Annotated in this window: 21 protein-coding genes and 2 pseudogenes; 22 read left to right on the top strand and 1 reads right to left on the bottom strand. The window is 53.3% G+C overall.

The window, feature by feature from the left end:
* Positions 1-43: 43 nt before the first annotated feature.
* The 22 genes and pseudogenes from ABLW18_RS05495 to ABLW18_RS05390 all read left to right on the top strand — a co-directional run bounded on the left by ABLW18_RS05495 (position 44) and on the right by ABLW18_RS05390 (position 19,837).
* Positions 44-409, top strand: a complete 366-nt coding sequence (locus tag ABLW18_RS05495; RefSeq protein ID WP_044049689.1) for an NADH-quinone oxidoreductase subunit A — start codon at positions 44-46, stop codon at positions 407-409.
* Positions 400-933, top strand: coding sequence for an NADH-quinone oxidoreductase subunit B (locus ABLW18_RS05490; protein WP_271487982.1), 534 nt, complete (start codon positions 400-402; stop codon positions 931-933). Before ABLW18_RS05495 ends, ABLW18_RS05490 begins: the two co-directional genes overlap by 10 nt.
* Before the next feature lie 4 nt (positions 934-937).
* Positions 938-1,144 carry a DUF2158 domain-containing protein gene (locus ABLW18_RS05485; RefSeq protein ID WP_347823844.1) on the top strand — a complete coding sequence of 69 codons (207 nt, stop codon included), beginning with the start codon at positions 938-940 and terminating at the stop codon, positions 1,142-1,144.
* On the top strand, positions 1,141-1,752 hold the full coding sequence (locus ABLW18_RS05480) for an NADH-quinone oxidoreductase subunit C (RefSeq protein WP_347823843.1): 612 nt from the start codon (positions 1,141-1,143) through the stop codon (positions 1,750-1,752). The genes ABLW18_RS05485 and ABLW18_RS05480 overlap by 4 nt, the downstream gene beginning before the upstream one ends.
* A 3-nt stretch (positions 1,753-1,755) precedes the next feature.
* Positions 1,756-2,652, top strand: coding sequence for a hypothetical protein (locus tag ABLW18_RS05475; RefSeq protein ID WP_347823842.1), 897 nt, complete (start codon positions 1,756-1,758; stop codon positions 2,650-2,652).
* Between the two features lie 49 nt (positions 2,653-2,701).
* Positions 2,702-3,913 (top strand): NADH-quinone oxidoreductase subunit D, encoded by a 1,212-nt coding sequence (locus ABLW18_RS05470; protein WP_347823841.1) that lies wholly within the window; start codon positions 2,702-2,704, stop codon positions 3,911-3,913.
* A gap of 66 nt (positions 3,914-3,979) precedes the next feature.
* Positions 3,980-4,687 (top strand): annotated as a pseudogene (gene nuoE, locus ABLW18_RS05465) (NADH-quinone oxidoreductase subunit NuoE); the annotation flags it as partial.
* Between the two features lie 131 nt (positions 4,688-4,818).
* Positions 4,819-5,046, top strand: coding sequence for a DUF5337 domain-containing protein (locus ABLW18_RS05460; RefSeq protein WP_347823840.1), 228 nt, complete (start codon positions 4,819-4,821; stop codon positions 5,044-5,046).
* Between the two features lie 5 nt (positions 5,047-5,051).
* Entirely contained in the window at positions 5,052-6,347 is a 1,296-nt protein-coding gene (gene nuoF / locus ABLW18_RS05455; protein ID WP_347823839.1) for an NADH-quinone oxidoreductase subunit NuoF, read from the top strand.
* Between the two features lie 2 nt (positions 6,348-6,349).
* Positions 6,350-6,784, top strand: coding sequence for a DUF5333 domain-containing protein (locus ABLW18_RS05450; RefSeq protein ID WP_347823838.1), 435 nt, complete (start codon positions 6,350-6,352; stop codon positions 6,782-6,784).
* A gap of 2 nt (positions 6,785-6,786) precedes the next feature.
* Entirely contained in the window at positions 6,787-8,805 is a 2,019-nt protein-coding gene (gene nuoG / locus ABLW18_RS05445; RefSeq protein WP_347823837.1) for an NADH-quinone oxidoreductase subunit NuoG, read from the top strand.
* A gap of 4 nt (positions 8,806-8,809) precedes the next feature.
* Positions 8,810-9,067 (top strand): hypothetical protein, encoded by a 258-nt coding sequence (locus tag ABLW18_RS05440; RefSeq protein ID WP_347823836.1) that lies wholly within the window; start codon positions 8,810-8,812, stop codon positions 9,065-9,067.
* A complete protein-coding gene (gene nuoH / locus ABLW18_RS05435; RefSeq protein WP_347823835.1) occupies positions 9,064-10,101 on the top strand; it encodes an NADH-quinone oxidoreductase subunit NuoH in 1,038 nt (345 codons plus the stop codon). The genes ABLW18_RS05440 and nuoH overlap by 4 nt, the downstream gene beginning before the upstream one ends.
* A 4-nt stretch (positions 10,102-10,105) precedes the next feature.
* Positions 10,106-10,600, top strand: a complete 495-nt coding sequence (gene nuoI / locus ABLW18_RS05430) for an NADH-quinone oxidoreductase subunit NuoI (RefSeq protein ID WP_347823834.1) — start codon at positions 10,106-10,108, stop codon at positions 10,598-10,600.
* Positions 10,601-10,628: 28 nt separating this feature from the next.
* The gene (locus ABLW18_RS05425; protein ID WP_347823884.1) at positions 10,629-11,228 is read left to right on the top strand and encodes an NADH-quinone oxidoreductase subunit J; all 600 of its coding nucleotides are present in this window, start codon (positions 10,629-10,631) and stop codon (positions 11,226-11,228) included.
* Positions 11,225-11,530, top strand: a complete 306-nt coding sequence (gene nuoK / locus ABLW18_RS05420; RefSeq protein ID WP_044049702.1) for an NADH-quinone oxidoreductase subunit NuoK — start codon at positions 11,225-11,227, stop codon at positions 11,528-11,530. Before ABLW18_RS05425 ends, nuoK begins: the two co-directional genes overlap by 4 nt.
* 6 nt (positions 11,531-11,536) lie before the next feature.
* Positions 11,537-13,649: pseudogene (nuoL, locus tag ABLW18_RS05415) on the top strand (NADH-quinone oxidoreductase subunit L).
* Positions 13,649-15,199: an NADH-quinone oxidoreductase subunit M gene (locus ABLW18_RS05410; RefSeq protein WP_347823833.1), complete on the top strand. Its 1,551-nt coding sequence runs from the start codon at positions 13,649-13,651 to the stop codon at positions 15,197-15,199. The pseudogene nuoL and the gene ABLW18_RS05410 overlap by 1 nt, the downstream one beginning before the upstream one ends.
* A gap of 16 nt (positions 15,200-15,215) precedes the next feature.
* Positions 15,216-16,658, top strand: coding sequence for an NADH-quinone oxidoreductase subunit NuoN (gene nuoN / locus ABLW18_RS05405; protein WP_347823832.1), 1,443 nt, complete (start codon positions 15,216-15,218; stop codon positions 16,656-16,658).
* A complete protein-coding gene (locus ABLW18_RS05400) occupies positions 16,648-17,391 on the top strand; it encodes a biotin--[acetyl-CoA-carboxylase] ligase (protein ID WP_347823831.1) in 744 nt (247 codons plus the stop codon). Before nuoN ends, ABLW18_RS05400 begins: the two co-directional genes overlap by 11 nt.
* An 11-nt stretch (positions 17,392-17,402) precedes the next feature.
* Positions 17,403-18,173 (top strand): type III pantothenate kinase, encoded by a 771-nt coding sequence (locus tag ABLW18_RS05395; RefSeq protein ID WP_347823830.1) that lies wholly within the window; start codon positions 17,403-17,405, stop codon positions 18,171-18,173.
* Positions 18,173-19,837, top strand: a complete 1,665-nt coding sequence (locus ABLW18_RS05390) for a ribonuclease J (RefSeq protein WP_347823829.1) — start codon at positions 18,173-18,175, stop codon at positions 19,835-19,837. Before ABLW18_RS05395 ends, ABLW18_RS05390 begins: the two co-directional genes overlap by 1 nt.
* 80 nt (positions 19,838-19,917) lie before the next feature.
* On the opposite strand, the gene ABLW18_RS05385 is transcribed toward ABLW18_RS05390, so the two are convergent.
* Positions 19,918-21,163, bottom strand: a 1,246-nt coding sequence (locus ABLW18_RS05385; RefSeq protein ID WP_347823828.1) for a DEAD/DEAH box helicase, incomplete at its 5' end; no start/stop codon positions are given.

Raw genomic sequence — 21,163 nt, 5'->3', positions numbered from 1 at the left:
AGGCAGCAAGCTGTGCCACAAGCGGCACATGTAAGGAGCCAACGTGGAAAATATTGCACAGGATTACCTCCCGATATTGATGTTGCTGGCGGTGGCAATCGGATTGGGCATTGTTTTATTATTGGCGGCAGCCGTGGTCGCGGTGCGCAATCCTGATCCGGAAAAAGTCTCGGCCTATGAATGCGGGTTTAATGCTTTCGATGATGCGCGGATGAAATTCGACGTGCGCTTTTACTTGGTGGCGATTTTGTTCATTATCTTCGATCTTGAAATCGCGTTTCTCTTCCCATGGGCCGTCGCATTCAAGGATATAAGTATGTTGGCCTTTTGGTCGATGATGGCATTTTTGGCGGTTCTAACCATCGGATTTGCTTATGAGTGGAAGAAAGGGGCCTTGGAATGGGAGTGATGGCAGGGGCGAATACTGCTGGCTTTGACCGCGACGTTGCAACCCGAGAGCTCAACAGTGAACTCCAGGACAAAGGCTTTTTGGTCACATCTACTGAGGACATCATCAATTGGGCGCGTACCGGCAGCCTTCACTGGATGACCTTTGGTCTGGCGTGCTGCGCTGTTGAAATGATGCATGCCTCCACGCCGCGCTACGATTTGGAGCGTTTTGGCACGGCGCCGCGGGCCAGCCCGCGTCAGTCCGATTTGATGATCGTAGCCGGGACTTTGACAAACAAAATGGCGCCGGCTCTGCGCAAAGTTTATGACCAAATGCCCGAGCCGCGATATGTGATCTCAATGGGATCTTGTGCCAATGGCGGCGGATATTATCATTATAGTTACTCTGTTGTCCGGGGCTGCGACCGGATTGTACCGGTCGACGTTTACGTGCCCGGCTGCCCGCCAACCGCAGAAGCGCTGCTTTACGGTATTTTGCAGCTACAAAGAAAAATTCGAAGAACAGGAACTATCGTAAGGTAAGGTCATGCAAGTTATGCTTGGTTCGGTTGTGTCTCTAAAGAGTGGTGGTCCGTTGGTGACCTTTGAAGAATTGGGCGAACATGCGGATGCGCGCTGTGCGTGGTTTGTTGATCAGGCAGTTCAACGCGAATGGTTCGCGTTGGTTGCCCTGCAGCCTCAGGAGTCGCCGAAAGCTGGCGCCGTCTCTCGGGCTAAGAAGGTTGTGAAATGACACAGGCATTACAAGAATTGGGTGCGTTGATTGCATCAAAACGGCCCGATTGTGTGCTGTCCTATGAAGTATCTTTCGGTGAACTGACCATTGAAGTCGCGCCGTCAAATATAGTCGGGCTGGTCGATTTTCTGAAGTCTAACCGCAACTGCCGGTTTTCGACCTTGGTGGATATCACGGCGGTCGATTACCCAGGTCGCGAGAAACGCTTTGACGTCGTGTATCATTTGCTCAGCATGTATCAGAACCACCGCGTACGTCTGCGGGCAGCTGTGCGGGCTGATGACATGCTGGCTTCGATTGTAGAGGTGCACCCCTCGGCAAATTGGTTTGAACGCGAAATTTTTGATATGTTTGGGATACTTTTTTCTGGACACCCGGACCTGCGTCGATTGTTGACCGATTACGGGTTCCGCGGCCATCCGCTGCGTAAGGATTTCCCAACAAGCGGGTATACCGAATTGCGCTACGACGAGGCTGAAAAGCGCGTGGTTTATGAGCCTGTGTCCCTTGTACAAGAATACCGTCAATTTGACTTTATGTCTCCTTGGGAGGGAGCGAAATATGTGCTGCCGGGCGACGAGAAGACGGATGGGGCCGAGGGATAAGCCATGGCTGATCCAACACTTCTGATCCGCGTGGGAGCGACTAAGGCAGGAACGTCTTGGATGTATCGCTATTTGCGTGATCACGAGGAGTGTTTTGTGAGATTGGTGAAGGAATGTCACTATTTTTCAAAATTTAAATCTAAAAAGTTAATTCGTCAGTTGAAGATTTTAAATCGGCTTGTGGTCCAATATGAGGCCCGGCTGATCGAGGCTGAAGCTGCGGATAATATCATCCGCATAGTGAGCTTGAGCCTACGGATTGCTGACACCAAGGCGATCACCATGGCGCTATCGATCGATCGCGGTGACGACTCCGCCTATCTGAAGTACCTGCAGGCTGGGCGGATGGATGAGACCGTGTTGCTTGATGTCACGCCGGCCTATGCTTTGCTGAAACCTGCGGAGATCGCCCGAATTTCGGCCTTGCCCATTCGTGTGAAGTTGCAATATCTGATGCGTGACCCGTTGGAACGCCTCTGGTCGAATGTGCGCATGTTGGCCAAACGCAGCTTGAATGAAGGACAGGATTTCTTAGTCAACTGTCAAGATATCCTTCAACGTGTTTTTTACACGCAAGAAGAAACCCATATTGTGACACGGGGCGATCATAGATCAAACATAGCACGTTTTGTGGCGGTTTTTGATCGCTCGCAATTTCAGGTCGGTTTTGCGGAGAGCCTGCAGGATGGTCCCAAGTTTGACAGCATGTGCGCCTATTGGGGGATTAACGCGACAAGCGCGCGTCAAATTAAACCGGCACATGTGGGCGTTGTGGCGCCTTTTCTGGAAGCTTTGCGGCGGGACGCGTTGGAATTCTTGAAGGCGCAATACGATTTTTTTGCTGATAATTTCGCAGAGCTGCCAGAAAATTGGCGGAAAAATCGGGAGTTATTGGCATGATATTACAGATAATCACAGGCCAAAACTTTGGCCAAGAGGGAGGTGCATAATGGACGGCTCCAAATTTGACGACGCTTTGACCGGCGAGCAAAAGATACGCAATTTCAATATCAACTTCGGTCCACAGCACCCGGCGGCGCATGGTGTGTTGCGGCTGGTTCTGGAATTGGATGGCGAGATTGTGGAGCGCTGTGATCCGCATATTGGACTGTTACACCGCGGCACAGAAAAGCTAATGGAAAGCCGGACCTATCTGCAAAACTTGCCCTATTTTGACAGGCTTGATTATGTGGCGCCGATGAACCAAGAGCACGCCTGGTGTTTGGCAATCGAAAAGCTGACCGGCACAATTGTGCCGCGCCGCGCCAGCCTTATCCGAGTGCTCTATTCTGAAATTGGGCGGGTGCTCAACCATTTGCTCAATGTGACCACACAGGCAATGGATGTGGGGGCGATGACCCCATTGACCTGGGGGTTTGAAGAGCGCGAAAAGCTGATGATTTTTTATGAGCGGGCCTGCGGTGCGCGTCTGCATGCGGCCTATTTTCGCCCGGGCGGGGTGCATCAAGATCTGCCAGATGCTTTGATCGATGATATCGAAGAATGGGCCCAGACCTTCCCAGCAGTTTTGCAAGACATCGACACGATGTTGACAGAAAATCGGATTTTCAAGCAGCGCAATGCGGATATCGGTGTGGTTACAGAAGACGATATCCAGAAATATGGCTTTAGCGGCGTTATGGTGCGCGGCTCTGGCTTTGCCTGGGATCTGCGTCGGGCGCAGCCCTATGAATGCTATGATGAGTTTGAGTTTGATATTCCTGTTGGGAAACATGGCGATTGTTATGACCGCTATCTGTGCCGCATGGAGGAGATGCGCCAATCTGTGTCGATCATCAAGCAAGCGATTGGTAAATTGCGCCAGGAGCCGGGCGATGTCATGGCGCGCGGGAAAATAACCCCGCCAAAACGCGGTGAGATGAAACAATCCATGGAAGCTTTGATCCATCACTTTAAACTTTACACTGAGGGTTTTCATGTTCCGGCGGGTGAAGTCTATGCCGCCGTTGAAGCCCCCAAGGGTGAGTTTGGGGTATATTTGGTCGCGGATGGCACGAATAAACCCTACCGCAGCAAGATTAGAGCACCGGGATTTTTGCATCTGCAAGCGATGGATCACCTGTGCAAAGGGCACCAGCTGGCAGATGTGGCTGCAATAATTGGTACGATGGATGTGGTGTTTGGAGAGATCGACCGATGACTTGCCACGCCGTTCCTTATGAAATCTATGTCGCGTCTTTGAACGCTTAAATAACAGGGGCCTTATATGCTTCGTCGTCTACACGCAGATCAACCTAGCGCCTTTGCGTTCACACCTGCCAATCAGGCTTGGGCGGAAGCGCAGATGACCAAATTCCCTGAGGGTCGGCAGGCCAGTGCGGTGATCCCTTTGTTGTGGCGCGCCCAAGAGCAAGAAGGTTGGCTGACACGCCCAGCGATTGAGGCGGTGGCTGATCTTTTGGGCATGGCCTATATTCGGGTTCTTGAGGTTGCGACCTTCTATTTCATGTTTCAGCTTCAGCCTGTGGGCCAGATTGCGCATTTTCAAATCTGCGGCACCACCACTTGCATGATTTGCGGTGCAGAAGATTTGGTCTCTATTTGCAAAGAAAAAATTGCCAGCAAGCCTCATGTCGTTTCGGGGGATGGGAAGTTCAGCTGGGAAGAGGTGGAATGTTTAGGGGCCTGCGCAAATGCGCCGATGGTGCAAATTGGCAAAGATTACTATGAGGATCTTACGGCGGAAAAATTTGCAGCCTTGATTGATGATTTGGCAGCAGGCAAAGTGCCGACGCCCGGATCGCAAACCGGCCGTTACGCCGCAGAGCCGGCCATGGGCTTGACCTCCTTGCAAGATCACGAGGCCGGCAAAGCGGCTTTCAACGCTTCTGTGCAATTGGCTGTCGACTTGGGCGATACGGTCAAACGCATTGACGGCAGCGAAGTGCCGCTCCTAACCCCATGGTTGGGGAAGGCAGCAAAAGCGAAAGCCACTCCAAAGACCAAAGCCAAGGCCGCACCAAAGGCCAAAACCGCCAAGGCGAAAGAGACCAAATAACCGAACGCCCACTGGCAAAGACACTGAGTTGAAAGACCAAACACGAAATGCACAGTCAAAAAGATCATATGCAAGCCAAGAAAGGCCGGACAGCCAGTCTGGTCATTGCCGGTGCGATGCTGATTTGGCTGGGTATGCAATGGGCCGCTGTGCAGCTTGATATTTCCAGCCGTTACATGCTGTTGCTGGATTTAGCCGTTATGGCTGCAATGGTTTGGTCACTGGTTGTCACTTTTCAAATTTGGCGTGCGCGCCGCGATGCAGATAAAGGCTAAATGACATGCTGAAAGATCAAGATCGTATTTTCACCAATCTCTATGGGATGCATGAGCGCACATTGAAAGGTGCCAAGGCGCGGGGCCATTGGGATGGCACGGCCGCTTTGATCAAAAAGGGCCGCGATTGGATCATCGATGAGATGAAGGCCTCCGGGCTGCGCGGCCGCGGCGGGGCGGGATTTCCAACCGGGTTGAAGTGGTCCTTTATGCCCAAGGAAAGCGATGGCCGTCCGTCCTATTTGGTCGTGAATGCGGATGAATCTGAGCCGGGTACCTGTAAAGACCGTGAAATCATGCGCCATGATCCGCACACGCTGATTGAAGGCTGTCTGATTGCCTCCTTCGCGATGAATGCCCATGCGTGTTATATCTACATTCGCGGCGAATATATCCGCGAAAGAGAAGCGCTACAGGCCGCGATTGATGAAGCCTATGACGCCGGGCTGGTTGGTAGGAATGCGGCCAAATCAGGCTGGGATTTCGATATTTACCTGCATCATGGGGCAGGGGCGTATATTTGCGGTGAGGAAACAGCGCTTTTGGAGAGCCTTGAGGGCAAGAAAGGCATGCCGCGGATGAAACCACCGTTTCCTGCGGGGGCGGGGCTATATGGCTGTCCGACCACGGTGAACAATGTGGAGTCTATCGCAGTCGTGCCCACCATTTTGCGCCGGGGTGGCGCCTGGTTCTCAGGGTTTGGCCGTCCCAACAACACGGGCACCAAGCTATTTGCAATTTCCGGCCATGTGAATAATCCCTGCGTGGTCGAGGAGTCTATGTCGATCCCGTTTGACGAGCTGATTGACAAGCATTGTGGCGGGATCCGTGGGGGGTGGGACAATCTCAAAGCGGTGATCCCGGGCGGATCTTCCGTGCCGATGTTGCCCGGCTCTGTGATGCGGCAGGATGCGATTATGGATTTTGACTGGCTGCGGGCTCAGCGTTCAGGTCTGGGCACTGCGGCGGTCATTGTGATGGATCAATCGACGGATGTGGTCAAAGCTGTTTGGCGTTTGGCAAAGTTTTACAAGCATGAAAGCTGCGGCCAGTGTACCCCGTGCCGCGAGGGTACAGGCTGGATGATGCGTGTGATGGAGCGGCTGGTGAGCGGTGATGCGGAGCCAGAAGAAATTGATATGTTGCTGGATGTGACCAAACAAGTCGAGGGCCATACAATTTGCGCCCTTGGGGATGCGGCCGCCTGGCCTATTCAGGGGCTCATTCGACATTTCCGCGACGATATCGAGGCGCGTATCGCCCATAAGCGTCAACCCCGGCGTGGTGTGGCGGCTGAATAAAAATGACCCTATTCGCCTCACCTCCTGCTGCTATCCGCACCACGCTAAAGGCTGGTGCCTTTGCGCTGTGCTGCGTGCCGGCGCCGGTGAGTGCTGCGAAGGGTTTGGCACAAGAGGCTGCACTCAACGAAGGGTTGATTGCGATTTCTATGGCCAATGTCATTCGTAAAACCTGCCCCAGTATCTCGGCACGGATGCTCAAGGCTCTGTTTTACATTAAAACTCTCGAGACAGAGGCGCAATCGCTGGGTTATTCGGCCCAAGAGGTGACGGCCTTTGTCAAAGATCCCATGGAAAAAAAGCGTGTTTTGAGCATTGCTCAAGAGCGACTTGCAGATCATGGGGTTATCCCTGAACAACCCGCGACCTATTGCACCTTGGGGCTTGCTGAAATTGAAGCAGGCTCCGCGATCGGAAAATTGCTGAAAGCGAAGTAGATATGTCTGACCTGCGAAAAATCATCATCGACGATCAAGAAATCGAAGTAGACGGCGCGATGACGTTGATCCAAGCCTGTGAGCAGGTCGGGGTCGAGGTGCCGCGTTTTTGTTATCATGAGCGTTTGACCATTGCTGGCAACTGTCGAATGTGTCTGGTGGAAGTCGTCGGAGGGCCGCCGAAGCCCGCGGCCTCATGTGCGATGCAGGTGCGCGATCTACGTCCTGGCCCGGAAGGCCAATTGCCAGTTGTCAAAACGAATTCTCCGATGGTGAAAAAAGCCCGGGAAGGGGTGATGGAGTTTCTGCTCATCAACCACCCGCTGGATTGTCCGATTTGCGATCAGGGCGGCGAATGTGATCTGCAAGATCAAGCCATGGCTTACGGGGTAGATTTCAGCCGTTTCCGTGAGCCCAAGCGGGCGACAGAGGATTTGGATTTGGGGCCATTGGTTGAGACCCATATGACGCGCTGCATTTCTTGCACCCGCTGCGTGCGTTTCACCTCCGAAGTGGCCGGTCTCACCCAGATGGGCCAAACCGGGCGCGGTGAAGACTCTGAGATCACAAGCTATCTTGGCCAAACGCTCGATAGCAACTTGCAGGGCAATATCATCGATCTGTGTCCGGTTGGAGCTTTGGTGTCCAAACCCTATGCTTTTACCGCCCGTCCTTGGGAGTTGAGCAAAACCGATTCTGTTGATGTGATGGATGCGCTGGGGTCCAATATCCGTGTGGATACGAAGGGCCGGGAAGTGATGCGGTTTTTGCCACGCAACCATGATGGGGTGAACGAGGAGTGGTTGGCCGATAAGTCGCGCTTTGTTTGGGATGGCTTGCGCCGTCAGCGCCTAGATCGGCCCTATATTCGTGAGGCAGGCAAATTGCGCCCCGCAACTTGGCCAGAAGCGCTGTCAGCTGCGGCTGCGGCTATGGCGGGCAAACGGGTGACCGCTTTGCTCGGGGACTTGGTCTCGACAGAGGCCTCTTATGCGCTTCAGCAGCTGATATCTGGATTGGGCGGCAAAATTGAGTGCCGGACAGATGGGGCAAAACTGCCAGAGGGCAACCGGAGCGCCTATGTCGGCACCGCTCGGGTTGAGGATCTCGAAACAGCGCAGATGATCCAGTTGATTGGCACGAATCCCAAGATCGAAGCGCCGGTCCTAAATGCCCGCATCCGCAAGGCTTGGAGCCGGGGCGCCACAATTGGTCTGATTGGTGAGCCAGTCGATTTGACCTATGACTATGTGCATGTTGGCACAGGGCGCGCAGATTTGCAGGCCTTACTCAAGAAAGATCATAAAGCCATTCTAGATCAGCCCTCTGTCGTGGTTCTCGGGCAGGCGGCCTTGCAAGGCGAAGATGGCGCGGCGGTTTTGGCGGCCACGATGGAACTTTGTGAAAAAACAAGTAGCAAATTATTGATCCTGCACACAGCCGCCGCACGGGTGGGCGCCATGGATCTGGGATGCACCACCGAAGGGGGTATTGCTGCGGCAGTCGATGGCGCTGAGGTCATCTACAACTTGGGAGCTGATGAAATGGAGATCGCTCCAGGGGCCTTCGTGATATACCAAGGCAGCCACGGCGATCGCGGGGCGCATCGCGCAGATGTTATCCTGCCAGGCGCGGCCTACACCGAAGAAAACGGTGTTTTTGTCAACACCGAAGGGCGGCCGCAATTGGCGCAGCGCGCTGGCTTTGCACCGGGTGAGGCCAAGGAAAATTGGGCTATTCTGCGGGCGCTGTCGGCTGAGTTGGGCGCAGCGCTGCCCTTTGATAACTTGGCGCAGTTGCGCACGCACATGGTGGCAGCGGTCCCCCATTTGGCTGCGATTGATGTTGTGCCAGAAAATGAATGGCAGGCCGTGACAAGTGTAAAAATGGCTCAGGGTGATTTTGGACAGGCGATAAGTGATTATTATCTCAGCAATCCGATTGCACGGGCCAGTGTTTTGATGGCGGAGCTTTCGGCCAATGCAAAAGCGCGGAATTCCGCGCCTCTTGCGGCGGAGTAATCTCATGGATGTGTCTTTGACGAACCGGCAAGACCGCTATTGCGGGCCAAAGATTGATGCGACTTGGCACGGTCTTTGGGGCTGCAACGGTTTTGCGGCGCAAAGAGCGATAATTTCATCGAAAAACCATGCGGTGAAGGCTGGTATTTTTAGACAAGATACGGTTTACAGCCCATCAAACGACCCGGCTGTCCTGTCAGCCAATATTCAGGCGCACATCAGCACTGCTGAACGCAAGGAACGAGGGATACCAAAGGTATGAACGAATTCTTTTCCACAAACCTTGGGGTCGCGGTGATCCTTTTGGGCCAGACCCTTGCTGTGGTTGGCTTTGTGATGATCAGCTTGCTATTTTTGGTTTATGGCGACCGCAAAATCTGGGCGGCGGTTCAGATGCGGCGCGGGCCAAATGTTGTGGGACTATTTGGCTTGCTGCAGACCGTGGCCGATGCCTTGAAATATGTTGTTAAGGAAATTGTGATCCCCGCGGGTGCGGATCGTCCTGTCTTTATATTGGCGCCGCTCGTTTCCTTTGTATTGGCGATGTTGGCTTGGGCCGTAATCCCCTTTGATAGCACTTGGGTTTTGGCCGATATCAACGTGGCCCTACTCTTTGTTTTCGCAGTGTCATCGCTCGAAGTTTACGGCGTCATTATGGGGGGCTGGGCGTCCAATTCGAAATACCCGTTCCTTGGCTCTCTGCGCTCCGCCGCGCAGATGATTTCCTACGAGGTCTCGATGGGTTTGATTATCATCGGTGTGATTATCTCGACGGGATCCATGAATTTTGGTGCAATTGTGGCGGCGCAAAATGGCGATTTGGGCTTTTTCAACTGGTATTTCATCCCGCATTTCCCAATGGTGTTTTTGTTCTTCATCAGCGCTTTGGCGGAAACCAATCGTCCACCTTTCGATTTGCCTGAGGCCGAGTCAGAGCTCGTTGCAGGGTATCAGGTGGAATATTCCTCGACACCGTTTTTGCTCTTCATGGCTGGTGAGTATATCGCGATTTTCTTGATGTGTGCTTTGATCACCTTGTTGTTTTTCGGGGGCTGGGCGTCGCCTGTACCTTTCATTGCCGATGGTCCGGTCTGGATGGTTGGGAAGATGGCGATCTTCTTTTTCCTTATTGCCATGGTCAAAGCCTTGGTGCCGCGGTATCGCTACGATCAGCTGATGCGTTTGGGCTGGAAAGTGTTTCTGCCCTTCTCCTTGGTCTGGGTGGTCTTTGTGGCCTTTGCAGCGAAATTTGGTTGGTTCTGGGGCGTCTATGCCCGCTGGACAGTGGGAGGCTAAACCAATGGCAAATATTGATTATACACGCACGGTCAAATATTTCTTGCTGCAAGATTTTTGGGCCGCGTTCAAATTGGGCATAAAGTATTTTTTCCGCCCAAAGGCGACTTTGAACTACCCACATGAAAAAGGGCCCTTAAGCCCGAGGTTTCGCGGTGAACATGCTTTGCGGCGCTATCCGAATGGAGAAGAACGCTGCATTGCCTGTAAGCTCTGCGAAGCGATTTGCCCGGCGCAGGCCATAACCATTGACGCCGAGCCGCGCGATGACGGTAGCCGGCGCACAACCCGTTACGATATTGATATGACAAAATGCATTTACTGTGGATTTTGCCAAGAGGCCTGCCCAGTGGATGCGATTGTCGAGGGACCGAATTTTGAATTCTCAACCGAGACGCGTGAAGAGTTATTTTACGACAAATCCAAACTGCTAGAAAATGGCGACCGTTGGGAAGCTGAGATTGCCCGCAATCTCGAACTCGACGCGCCATATCGCTAAGCGGCCAAGGGAAGGAATTACAATGGGTATCGCGGAACTCGCGTTCTACGCATTCTCAATGTCCACTTTGATCGGGGGCATTTTCACAGTCGTGGCGCGCAACCCTGTGCATTCGGTTTTGTGGCTGATTTTGGCTTTTCTCTCGGCGGCGGGCCTCTTTGTCCTACTGGGAGCGGAGTTTGTGGCCATGCTGCTGATCATCGTCTACGTAGGGGCCGTTGCGGTATTGTTCCTTTTTGTGGTGATGATGCTTGATGTGGACTTTGCTGAATTGAAAGCCGAGATGGCAAGATATCTGCCGCTCGGGTTGGTGATCGGCGTGATTGTCTTAATCCAGTTGATGTTTGCGTTTGGCGTTTGGGACTACTCCGCCGGATATGAGGGGCGCTTAGCCGCTGAATTCGGCGCTGGAACCAATACGGGCGAGCTGGGCGTCATTCTTTATGATGACTATATATTGATTTTCCAATTGGCCGGCTTGGTTCTGTTGGTGGCGATGATTGGGGCAATTGTTCTGACGCTGCGCCATCGGGTCGATGTTAAGCGCCAGGATGTGGTCGCTCAGATGATGCGTGATCCCGCAAAAGCTATGGAATTGAAAGACGTGAAACCGGGGCAGGGACTATGATCGGACTTGAACATTATTTGGCCGTTGCGGCGGCCCTGTTTGTGATTGGTATCTTTGGGCTGTTTCTAAATCGCAAAAATATCATCATCTTGCTGATGAGCATCGAATTGATGCTGCTGAGTGTGAATATCAATTTCGTTGCTTTTTCGGCCTTCCTTGGTGACTATGTTGGGCAAATCTTCACGCTGTTTGTATTGACTGTGGCAGCCGCCGAAGCGGCCATTGGTTTGGCGATTTTAGTGTGTTTCTTCCGTAACAAAGGCTCGATTGACGTTGAAGACGTCAACGTAATGAAAGGGTAAGGCGTTATGGAAACTATACTCCTTTTCGCTCCATTGGTGGGGGCTTTGATTGCAGGCTTCGGTCATGGGGTTATCGGCGATAAAGCGGCGCAGGTTTTGACCACTGGTCTTTTGTTTCTGTCGGCGCTTTTGTCTTGGGTGCTGTTCCTCAGCTTTGACGGGCCAGACTGAAAGCATTCATATTTTGCGCTGGATTGAGAGCGGAACCTTGTCGACCGATTGGGCCATTCGTATGGACCGTCTGACGACGATTATGTTGATTGTGATCACCACCGTCTCGGCTTTGGTGCATCTCTATTCCATGGGCTATATGGCACATGATGATCACTTCCGGGACGGCGAGAGCTATCGGCCAAGGTTCTTTGCCTATCTGTCGTTCTTCACATTTGCCATGTTGATGTTGGTGACCTCTGACAACCTATTACAGCTGTTCTTTGGCTGGGAAGGTGTGGGCGTGGCCTCTTATTTGCTGATTGGGTTTTATATTCGCAAACAAAGCGCAGGCGCGGCTGCGATCAAAGCTTTTGTGGTGAACCGTGTTGGCGATTTTGGATTTTTGCTTGGTATCTTTGGCCTTTATCTTGTGGCTGATAGTATCAAGTTTGAGGACATCTTCCTGATCGGTCCGCAGCTGGCCACGATGGAGCTGCAGTTTTTGTGGCGCGATTGGAACGCGGCGAACCTGATCGCCTTCTTGCTGTTCGTCGGTGCGATGGGCAAATCTGCGCAGTTGATCTTGCACACTTGGTTGCCGGACGCGATGGAAGGCCCGACGCCTGTGTCTGCCTTGATCCATGCGGCGACCATGGTCACAGCGGGGGTCTTTTTGGTCTGCCGCATGTCTCCCATCATGGAGTTTGCACCCGATACGATGAGCTTTATCGTCTTTTTGGGGGCGTCCACGGCCTTCTTTGCGGCCACTGTCGGTCTCGTCCAAAATGACATCAAACGGGTGATCGCTTATTCAACCTGCTCGCAGCTGGGATATATGTTTGTCGCCGCAGGGCTTGGGGTTTATTCCGTGGCAATGTTCCACCTTTTAACCCATGCCTTTTTCAAGGCGATGCTGTTTTTAGGTGCGGGTTCGGTTATTCACGGCATGCATCACGAGCAGGATATGCACAATTATGGCGGTTTGCGTAAGAAACTGCCGTATACATTCTGGGCTATGATGATCGGCACGCTCGCGATCACCGGTGTGGGTATCCCCCTCACGCACTATGGTTTTGCCGGCTTTCTGTCGAAAGACGCGGTTATTGAGAGTGCCTATGCGGGAACAATGGGGGGCTATGCCTTCTGGATGTTGGTGATAGCTGCGATGTTCACCAGTTTTTACAGCTGGCGTTTAATGTTCTTGACCTTCTTTGGCGCGGCGCGTGGTGACAAACACACCCATGAGCACGCCCATGAAAGCCCAAAGGTCATGTTGGTGCCGCTTGCGGTGCTGGCGGTTGGGGCGATTTTCTCTGGCATGGTGTTTTACAAGCCGTTTTTTGGCGATCATCACAAGGTTGAGGTGTTCTTTGGGATCATCCAGGAAGATGCAGATCACGCCGAGGGCTATGGGCTGGATGGGTTTAGCTTGATTGCGCCTGCACATGCGGCCACGAGCGCGGCCAGCCGCTCTGACGCCGATGCGGTCGCGCATGACAGCGGCGAGGACAAACTGGGTCGCGGTGCCATCTATATGGCGCCAAGCAACACGGTGCTTGACGATGCCCATCACGTCCATTGGTTGGTCAAATTATCGCCATTTATCGCCATGGTATTGGGGTTTGCGGGGGCTTGGGCGTTTTACATGACAAAACTGGACCTGCCGCGCCGGGTGGCTGAGAGCAATCCCGTGCTCTACCGCTTCTTGCTCAACAAATGGTATTTTGATGAAATTTACGATGTGATCTTCCTGCGCCCTGCGCAATGGTTGGGGCGGAGCTTCTGGAAAATTGGAGATGGCAAAATCATTGACGGCGGCATCAACGGTTTGGCCATGGGGATTATCCCCTTCTTTACCAAATGGGCCGGGCGCATGCAGTCGGGTTATATTTTCACCTATGCTTTCGGCATGGTCATCGGTATCGCAGCCTTGGTTACTTGGATGACCATCGCGGGAGGTAAATAATGAGCAACCTTCTTAGCCTAATTACATTCATTCCTCTGGTCGCAGCGATCATTTTGGCGCTTTTGGCCCGCGGGGATGGTGAGGCCTCTCAAAACAATGTGAAATATTTGGCGCTGGCAGCGACCGGGTTTACATTTCTGGCCTCCCTTATGCTGCTGTCGGGTTTTGAGCCAAATGATACGAGCTTTCAATTTGTCGAAGAGCGCAGCTGGCTGTTGGGCATGCAGTATAAGATGGGGGTCGATGGGATAAGCCTGTTATTTGTTTTGCTGACCACCTTCACGATGCCCTTGGTTGTTGCAGCTTCTTGGAATGTCACGCATCGTTTAAAGGAATACATGATCGCCTTTTTGGTGCTTGAAAGCCTGATGATCGGCGTGTTCTGCGCTTTGGATCTGGTATTGTTTTACATGTTTTTTGAAGCGTGTTTGATCCCAATGTTCCTGATCATTGGCATTTGGGGCGGAAAAGAGCGGATTTATGCGTCGTTCAAGTTCTTTCTCTACACCTTCTTAGGCTCGGTTCTGATGCTGGTTGCCATGGTGGCCATGTTCGCTGATGCAGGTACGACGGATATGGTCGTGCTTTTGAGCCATAATTTTGGATCTGAAACTCTGAGTGTTGCAGGATTTCATATTATTGGTGGGGCTCAAACACTCATGTGGCTGGCTTTCTTTGCCTCTTTTGCGGTGAAAATGCCGATGTGGCCGGTGCACACTTGGTTGCCGGACGCCCATGTGCAAGCGCCCACGGCTGGCTCTGTGGTGCTTGCGGCTATTTTGCTAAAAATGGGTGGCTACGGGTTTCTGCGGTTCTCTTTGCCGATGTTCCCTGTCGCCTCCGATTTTCTAGCACCCTTGGTGTTTTGGATGTCGGCGATTGCGATCGTCTACACGTCACTGGTCGCCTTGGCGCAGCAAGATATGAAAAAGTTGATTGCCTATTCATCAGTAGCGCATATGGGTTATGTCACTATGGGAATATTTGCCGCCAATCAGCAAGGGATTGATGGCGCGATATTCCAGATGCTGAGTCATGGCTTTATCTCTGGCGCCTTGTTCCTGTGTGTTGGGGTGATTTATGACCGGATGCACACCCGCGACATTGACGCCTATGGTGGCTTGGTCAATCGGATGCCCAGCTATGCATTGATCTTTATGTTCTTTACTATGGCCAATGTTGGCCTGCCCGGCACATCTGGATTCGTGGGTGAATTCCTTACCCTGATGGGGATTTTTCAAGTGAACACCTGGGTGGCGCTCTTTGCGACCTCTGGGGTGATTTTATCGGCTGGATATGCTTTGTGGCTGTATCGCCGCGTGGTATTGGGCGATTTGATCAAAGAGAGCTTGAAATCCATTACCGATATGGCGCCGCGTGAGAAGATGATCTTTGCCCCTCTTGTGGCAATGACACTGATTTTGGGTGTTTATCCGGCGCTTATTCTTGACATCATTGGGCCGTCGGTTGCGGCTTTGGTTGAAACCTATCACAGCAATGTGGCCGCTCACGGCATTGTGAGTTCGGCCGCATCCACTGCGTCCCATTAAAGGGGAATTTTGGATCATGATCGCTTCTGATTTCACGACTGTTCTCCCTGAGGTTCTTCTGTCGCTTTATGCTATGCTGGCTTTGGTTGTTTTCGTTTATACCGGCAAGGATCGGCATGCGGTGCTGTCGATTTGGTTGACCAGCGGTGTATTTTTGCTTCTGGCGTTGGTCTTGGCGATGGGTACGCCAACTGGCACAGCCGCCTTTGACGGGATGTTCATGGATGACAGCTTCGCGCGCTTTTGCAAAATCGTGATCTTACTGTCGGCGGCTTTGATTTTGGTCATGGGCCAGGATTACGCGGCCAAACACGATATGCTGAAGTTCGAATACCCGCTGTTGGTGGCCCTGTCGGTTGTCGGTATGATGGTGATGGTCTCCGCTGGAAGCCTTTTGACACTCTATATGGGGTTAGAGCTGCAATCTTTGGCGCTTTATGTGATCGCAGCTTTCCGCCGTGACAGTGCCAGATCGACCGAAGCGGGATTGAAATATTTTGTGCTGGGAGCCTTGTCGTCTGGCCTCCTGCTGTATGGCACCTCTTTGGTCTATGGCTTTGCCGGCACGGTAGAATTTTCCGGTATTATGGCCGCAACCAGCGATGGGGATATATCCATCGGTTTGTTGTTGGGCTTGGTCTTCGTGATCGCTGGCATGGGCTTTAAGGTCTCTGCAGCGCCGTTTCACATGTGGGCGCCAGATGTCTATGAAGGGGCGCCAACACCTGTCACCGCTTTTTTTGCTACGGCGCCAAAGATGGCGGCGATGGGTCTATTTGCGCGGGTTGTGCATGACGCATTCGGCGGTGTGACTGCCGACTGGCAGCAAATTGTAGCCGTTTTATCTGTCTTTTCAATGTTTCTTGGCGCAGTGGCGGCGATTGGACAAAAAGACATAAAGCGTCTGATGGCCTACTCCTCGATTGCCCATATGGGGTTTGCTTTGATGGGGCTGACCGCGGGCACCGTGTTCGGCGTCCAAGCCATGCTGATCTATATGGCAATTTATATCTCCATGAACATCGGCATGTTTGCCCTGATCCTCTCCATGGAGCGAGACGGCCGCCCCGTGAGCGACATTGCGTCCCTTAGCATGCTGTCAAAATATCAGCCCTTGCGCGCCCTTTGCGTGGTTTTCATTATGTTCTCTATGGCAGGTGTCCCGCCGATGGTTGGATTTTTCGGCAAATTCTACGTGCTGCGTGCCGCTTATGAGGCGGGTTTGGCTTGGCTCGCGATAGCCGGGGTGGTGGCCTCTGTGATTGGCGCCTACTATTATATACGCATCGTTTACTTCATGTATTTTGGCGCGGACAGTGAGCCGCTCGATACGCAGACGCCGCGTCGGCTTACTTTGATTTTGGTGGTCTCTACCGCTCTAATCACCGTGGGTGCAGCCTTTAGCCTATTTGGCATCGAGCCTTTGGCGCAATTGGCGGCGGAGTCTCTTGCAAATTAACTTGCCATCTGGCGTCAGCGCTAGTTTTCATGCGCGGGCGGCATCCACAATGGATTTGGCGCGCAGTTATGACGGGGCCCAGGGATTTCCGCATTGGATCTTGGCCGGCACGCAAACTCATGCCCGCGGACGGCAGGGGCGCAGTTGGCTAAGCCCAGCCGGCGCCTTTTCTGCCAGTTTGGTTATGCAGCCTCGCTGCTCCCCTTCAAAGGCCGCGCAGCGGTCATTCGTTGCAGCCTGCGCTTTGCGGAGGGCTTTGGCCAGCGTGGTGGACGCAGGGGCTCTGGCTCAAAAATGGCCAAACGATGTTTTGCTGAATGGCGGGAAAGTCGCTGGGATCTTGCTTGAATCTTTCGGGTCTGGACAGCTGGTGGAGCGGTTGACGATCGGGATAGGGGTGAACCTTAGTCATGCGCCTCAGGATGTCGCGCAGGCCAGTTTTGCTCCGATTGGCGTGGCGGATGTGACCGGCCAGAGCCTTTTCCCGGATGCCTTTCTTTCAATGCTTGCGGCAGAATTTGCAGCGGTTGAGGCGGTTTTAGACGAGCAAGGCTTTGCCGAAGTTCGCGCGGAATGGACGGCGCATGCGGCGCGTTTAGGTGAGAATATTACTGCGCGCACAGGCCAAGAGGAGATCACCGGCCGTTTTGAAGGGCTGGATGCACAGGGCAATTTGCTGCTGTTGACGGCAGGCGGCAAGAGGGTCATACCAGCCGCTGATATCTATTTCTAGGGCCCGTAAAGATGCTACTCGCGATTGACTGCGGAAATACCAATACAGTGTTCTCGATTTGGGATGGCACTCAGTTCATCGCCAACTGGCGGCTTGCCACGTCCCATAAACGCACAGCCGACCAATATTTTGTCTGGCTCAATACGTTGATGACCCTCGATGGCATCGCCAGCGACATTGATGAGATGGTGATTTCCTCGACCGTCCCGCGGGTTGTGCTGAACCTTAGGGTTCTGGCAGATAAATACTTTGGGACGCGGCCGCTGGTGGTTGGGCGTACGGATTGCCGGCTTCCGATTGATGTTCGTGTCGATGCGGGCACGGCGGTCGGACCGGATCGGTTGGTCAATTCCGTGGCTGGGCATGATTTGTTCGGCGGCGATCTGATTATTGTAGATTTTGGGACAGCCACCACCTTTGATGTGGTCGACAGCGATGGTGCTTATGTCGGCGGCTCCATTGCGCCGGGGGTTAATCTCAGCCTTGAAGCATTGCATCAAGCGGCCGCGGCACTGCCTCATGTGGATATCTCAAGGCCCCAACGTGTGATCGGCACCAATACTGTGGCCTGCATGCAGTCGGGTGTGTTTTGGGGCTATGTTGGCCTGGTGCGGGAGATCTGCGAGCAGATCAAAGCAGAACACGGCAAACCGATGAAAGTTATCTCTACGGGCGGCCTGGCGCCGCTTTTTCAACACTCAGTTCATCTGTTCGATGCTTACGAAGATGAGCTTACAATGCACGGTCTTACCGTGATCCATCAATTCAATAAGGAAATTTGATGAGCCAAGAACGTTTAATGTATCTCCCTCTCGGCGGCGCCGGAGAGGTGGGAATGAATTGTTATGTCTACGGGTACGGACCCCAAGACAAAGAGCGCCTAATTGTCGTTGATCTTGGCGTGACCTTTCCAGATATGGATAGCTCCCCCGGGGTTGATTTGATTATTCCTGATATTTCTTGGCTCGAGGCGCGCAAAGACCGCATTGATGGCGTGTTCATTACCCATGCACATGAAGACCATGTGGGAGCGGTCGGCCATACATATGCCCGGCTGGGCGCCCCAATCTACAGCCGCGCCTTCACGGCCAATATCGCCCGGCGGAAACTGGAGGAGCATGGTGTGGCCGCCAATGCGGTGACGGTCATGGGAGCTTGGCCTGACCAAGTGGCTTTGGGGTCGTTTAAAGTGGGTTTCCTGCCCATCAGCCACTCGATTCCTGAAAGTTCGGGTTTGGTGATCGACACGCCCGAAGGGCGGGTTGTGCATACGGGGGATTTCAAACTGGATGAGACGCCGTTGGTCGGCGAAGGTTGGGATCCTGTCCTTTGGGGCGAGATTGCCAAACCCGGCGTCAAGGCTTTGGTTTGTGACAGCACCAACGTATTTTCTTTGTCCCCGGGACGGTCTGAGGCGACTTTGGGTGACAATATCACGCAATTGGTGGCATCCGCCGATCAATTGGTGGTGGCCACCACCTTCGCCAGCAATGTGGCACGGGTCAAAACCCTGGCAGAGGCAGCGCGCCGTGCGGGGCGCTCGGTCTGTCTTATGGGACGTGCGATGAACAAAATGGTGGAAGCGGCGCTTGAAGCTGGTGTTTTATCAGATTTTCCTCCGGTGATTAGCCTGGAGGAAGCTTTGGATGTGCCGCGGGGCAATCTGATGTTCTTGGTCACTGGCAGTCAGGGCGAGCGGCGCGCAGCCTCTGCGCAATTGGCCAATGGTAAATATCGTGGGCATAAGTTGAAGGAAGGGGATTTGTTCCTCTTCTCATCAAAAACCATTCCAGGCAACGAACGTGGCGTGATTAAGATCATTAACCAACTGTCTGAAATTGGCGTGGATGTGGTGGATGACTCTACCGGGGCTTATCACGTGTCGGGCCATGCCAACCGCCCGGATCTGGAGACGATGCACGCTTTGATGCAGCCACAGATTTTGGTGCCCATGCATGGCGAACACCGCCATCTGCGTGCGCATGCCAATTTGGCCAAAGCCAAGGGGATGCAATCGGTTGTTGCGGTCAATGGGATGGTAATCAACCTGTCAGGCAACGCGCCTAAGGTTGAGGAATTCATTGAAACAGGTCGCACCTATATTGATGGATCTGTGCAGATCGGTGCTTTGGATGGGGTGGTGCGCGACCGTATTCGCATGTCGCTCAACGGTCACGTGATGGTGAGTGTGATATTGGATGATGATGGCCCGTTGGGCGAACCTTGGTGTGAAATCAAGGGTCTGCCAGAAATTGGTAATAGCCGCGCTGGTTTGGCCGAAGTTCTTGAAGAAGACTTGAACCAATTTATGATGCGTGCAGGTCGCAAGACGTTGCTTGACGATAAAAAGCTTGAAGACGAGCTGCGCCGCATTGCACGGCATTCCGCCCAATCGGAGATTGGCAAAAAGCCAGAAGTCACAGTTGTGATTAGCCGTTTGTCGTAAGCAAACCGTTTCAGACCCTGCCCGATGTTGCCAGGGGGCAGGGAATATTTGCTGCAATTGTCTGTTATGCCCAGATCGCTTTAAGCGTGGTCTTCCTGAAAAGACGTATTGTCCTCTGGCGCCTGGGCCGTCAGGCTAAGATCTTCGGTGTCACCGTCGCTGCTGAGCTGTTCAGCATCCTCGGGCGCGGTATTGGAAGCCGATGGATCTCTGCCCTCTGCCAACAAACGTTCGGTGAAACTTTGCGCAATAAAATTGGGCATGGAGGCATCCAAAGCCGCCCCACCACGATTGTTGTTGCGCGGCTCTGCGTCGCGGCTGCGACCACGTCCACGGCCACCGCGCTTGTTTTTATGATCTTCGCGTGCTGGGGTGAGCGGTTGCGCTGCGTCTTCAGCTGTGGCCACGACTGCCGGCGCAGCATCTTCTGGCGCCGAAGCCGTATCGATTGCCTCTGGCAGGGCCTGCGCCTCGGACGGTGGCTCTGCAGGTAATGTCTTTGCTTTGACAGTGCGGCCGCGTCTTGCCGGTTTCTTTTCTGTGCGATCCTCGGAAGCTGTTTCAGCCTCGGCAGTCTTGCCAGACATCGCGTGCTCCATCCGGGGAATTTCCATTTTCACCAGCCCTTCGATTGCGGCAAAATTCTTATCATCTCGGGGGCTGCAAATCATCATCGCTGTGCCAGACTTTCCGGCCCGGCCTGTGCGACCGATGCGGTGGACATAGTCCTCCGCATGGCTGGGAACGTCATAGTTGAAAACATGGCTCACATTCGGCACATCAAGCCCGCGCGCCGCCACATCAGAGGCCACCAGAAATCGCAGGGCGCCGGATCGAAAATTATCAAGCGTTTCCATGCGCTTAGATTGATCCAGATCGCCATGAATTGGCGCTGCATCAAGGCCGTATTTTTGCATGGACTTGGCCACTACATCCACATCCATCTTACGATTGCAAAAGATAATGGCATTGGTGCAGTTTTCCGCTTCGCTGGCAATCATGCCCCGCAAGAGTGCCCGTTTCTCTTTGCCATCACGATCTTTGCGGCTGGCTTTGAACATGATGACAGATTGGGTGATGGTATCGGAGGTGGTGGCGGCGCGGGCCACCTCTATTTTTGCAGGCGCTGAGAGGAACGTATTGGTGATCCGCTCGATCTCTGGCGCCATTGTCGCGCTAAAAAATAGGGTTTGGCGGGTGAAGGGGGTGAGTTTGAAGATCCGCTCAATATCTGGAATGAAACCCATATCGAGCATCCGATCTGCCTCATCCACCACCATGATCTGCACGCCGGTCAAAAGTAACTTGCCGCGTTCAACGTGATCG

The sequence above is a fragment of the uncultured Planktomarina sp. genome (assembly GCA_943788425.1).
Taxonomy (GTDB): Bacteria; Pseudomonadota; Alphaproteobacteria; order Rhodobacterales; family Rhodobacteraceae; genus Planktomarina.
This window is presented reverse-complemented; position numbering and strand designations above follow the sequence as displayed.

What these genes read in the sequence shown, in the direction of transcription:
- ABLW18_RS05490 (WP_271487982.1), top strand. Translation starts at nt 400, where the DNA reads ATGGGAGTGATGGCAGGGGCGAATACTGCTGGCTTTGACCGCGACGTT.
- ABLW18_RS05485 (WP_347823844.1), top strand. Translation starts at nt 938, where the DNA reads ATGCAAGTTATGCTTGGTTCGGTTGTGTCTCTAAAGAGTGGTGGTCCG.
- ABLW18_RS05480 (WP_347823843.1), top strand. Translation starts at nt 1,141, where the DNA reads ATGACACAGGCATTACAAGAATTGGGTGCGTTGATTGCATCAAAACGG.
- ABLW18_RS05475 (WP_347823842.1), top strand. Translation starts at nt 1,756, where the DNA reads ATGGCTGATCCAACACTTCTGATCCGCGTGGGAGCGACTAAGGCAGGA.
- ABLW18_RS05470 (WP_347823841.1), top strand. Translation starts at nt 2,702, where the DNA reads ATGGACGGCTCCAAATTTGACGACGCTTTGACCGGCGAGCAAAAGATA.
- ABLW18_RS05460 (WP_347823840.1), top strand. Translation starts at nt 4,819, where the DNA reads ATGCACAGTCAAAAAGATCATATGCAAGCCAAGAAAGGCCGGACAGCC.
- nuoF (WP_347823839.1), top strand. Translation starts at nt 5,052, where the DNA reads ATGCTGAAAGATCAAGATCGTATTTTCACCAATCTCTATGGGATGCAT.
- ABLW18_RS05450 (WP_347823838.1), top strand. Translation starts at nt 6,350, where the DNA reads ATGACCCTATTCGCCTCACCTCCTGCTGCTATCCGCACCACGCTAAAG.
- nuoG (WP_347823837.1), top strand. Translation starts at nt 6,787, where the DNA reads ATGTCTGACCTGCGAAAAATCATCATCGACGATCAAGAAATCGAAGTA.
- ABLW18_RS05440 (WP_347823836.1), top strand. Translation starts at nt 8,810, where the DNA reads ATGGATGTGTCTTTGACGAACCGGCAAGACCGCTATTGCGGGCCAAAG.
- nuoH (WP_347823835.1), top strand. Translation starts at nt 9,064, where the DNA reads ATGAACGAATTCTTTTCCACAAACCTTGGGGTCGCGGTGATCCTTTTG.
- nuoI (WP_347823834.1), top strand. Translation starts at nt 10,106, where the DNA reads ATGGCAAATATTGATTATACACGCACGGTCAAATATTTCTTGCTGCAA.
- nuoK (WP_044049702.1), top strand. Translation starts at nt 11,225, where the DNA reads ATGATCGGACTTGAACATTATTTGGCCGTTGCGGCGGCCCTGTTTGTG.
- ABLW18_RS05410 (WP_347823833.1), top strand. Translation starts at nt 13,649, where the DNA reads ATGAGCAACCTTCTTAGCCTAATTACATTCATTCCTCTGGTCGCAGCG.
- nuoN (WP_347823832.1), top strand. Translation starts at nt 15,216, where the DNA reads ATGATCGCTTCTGATTTCACGACTGTTCTCCCTGAGGTTCTTCTGTCG.
- ABLW18_RS05395 (WP_347823830.1), top strand. Translation starts at nt 17,403, where the DNA reads ATGCTACTCGCGATTGACTGCGGAAATACCAATACAGTGTTCTCGATT.
- ABLW18_RS05390 (WP_347823829.1), top strand. Translation starts at nt 18,173, where the DNA reads ATGAGCCAAGAACGTTTAATGTATCTCCCTCTCGGCGGCGCCGGAGAG.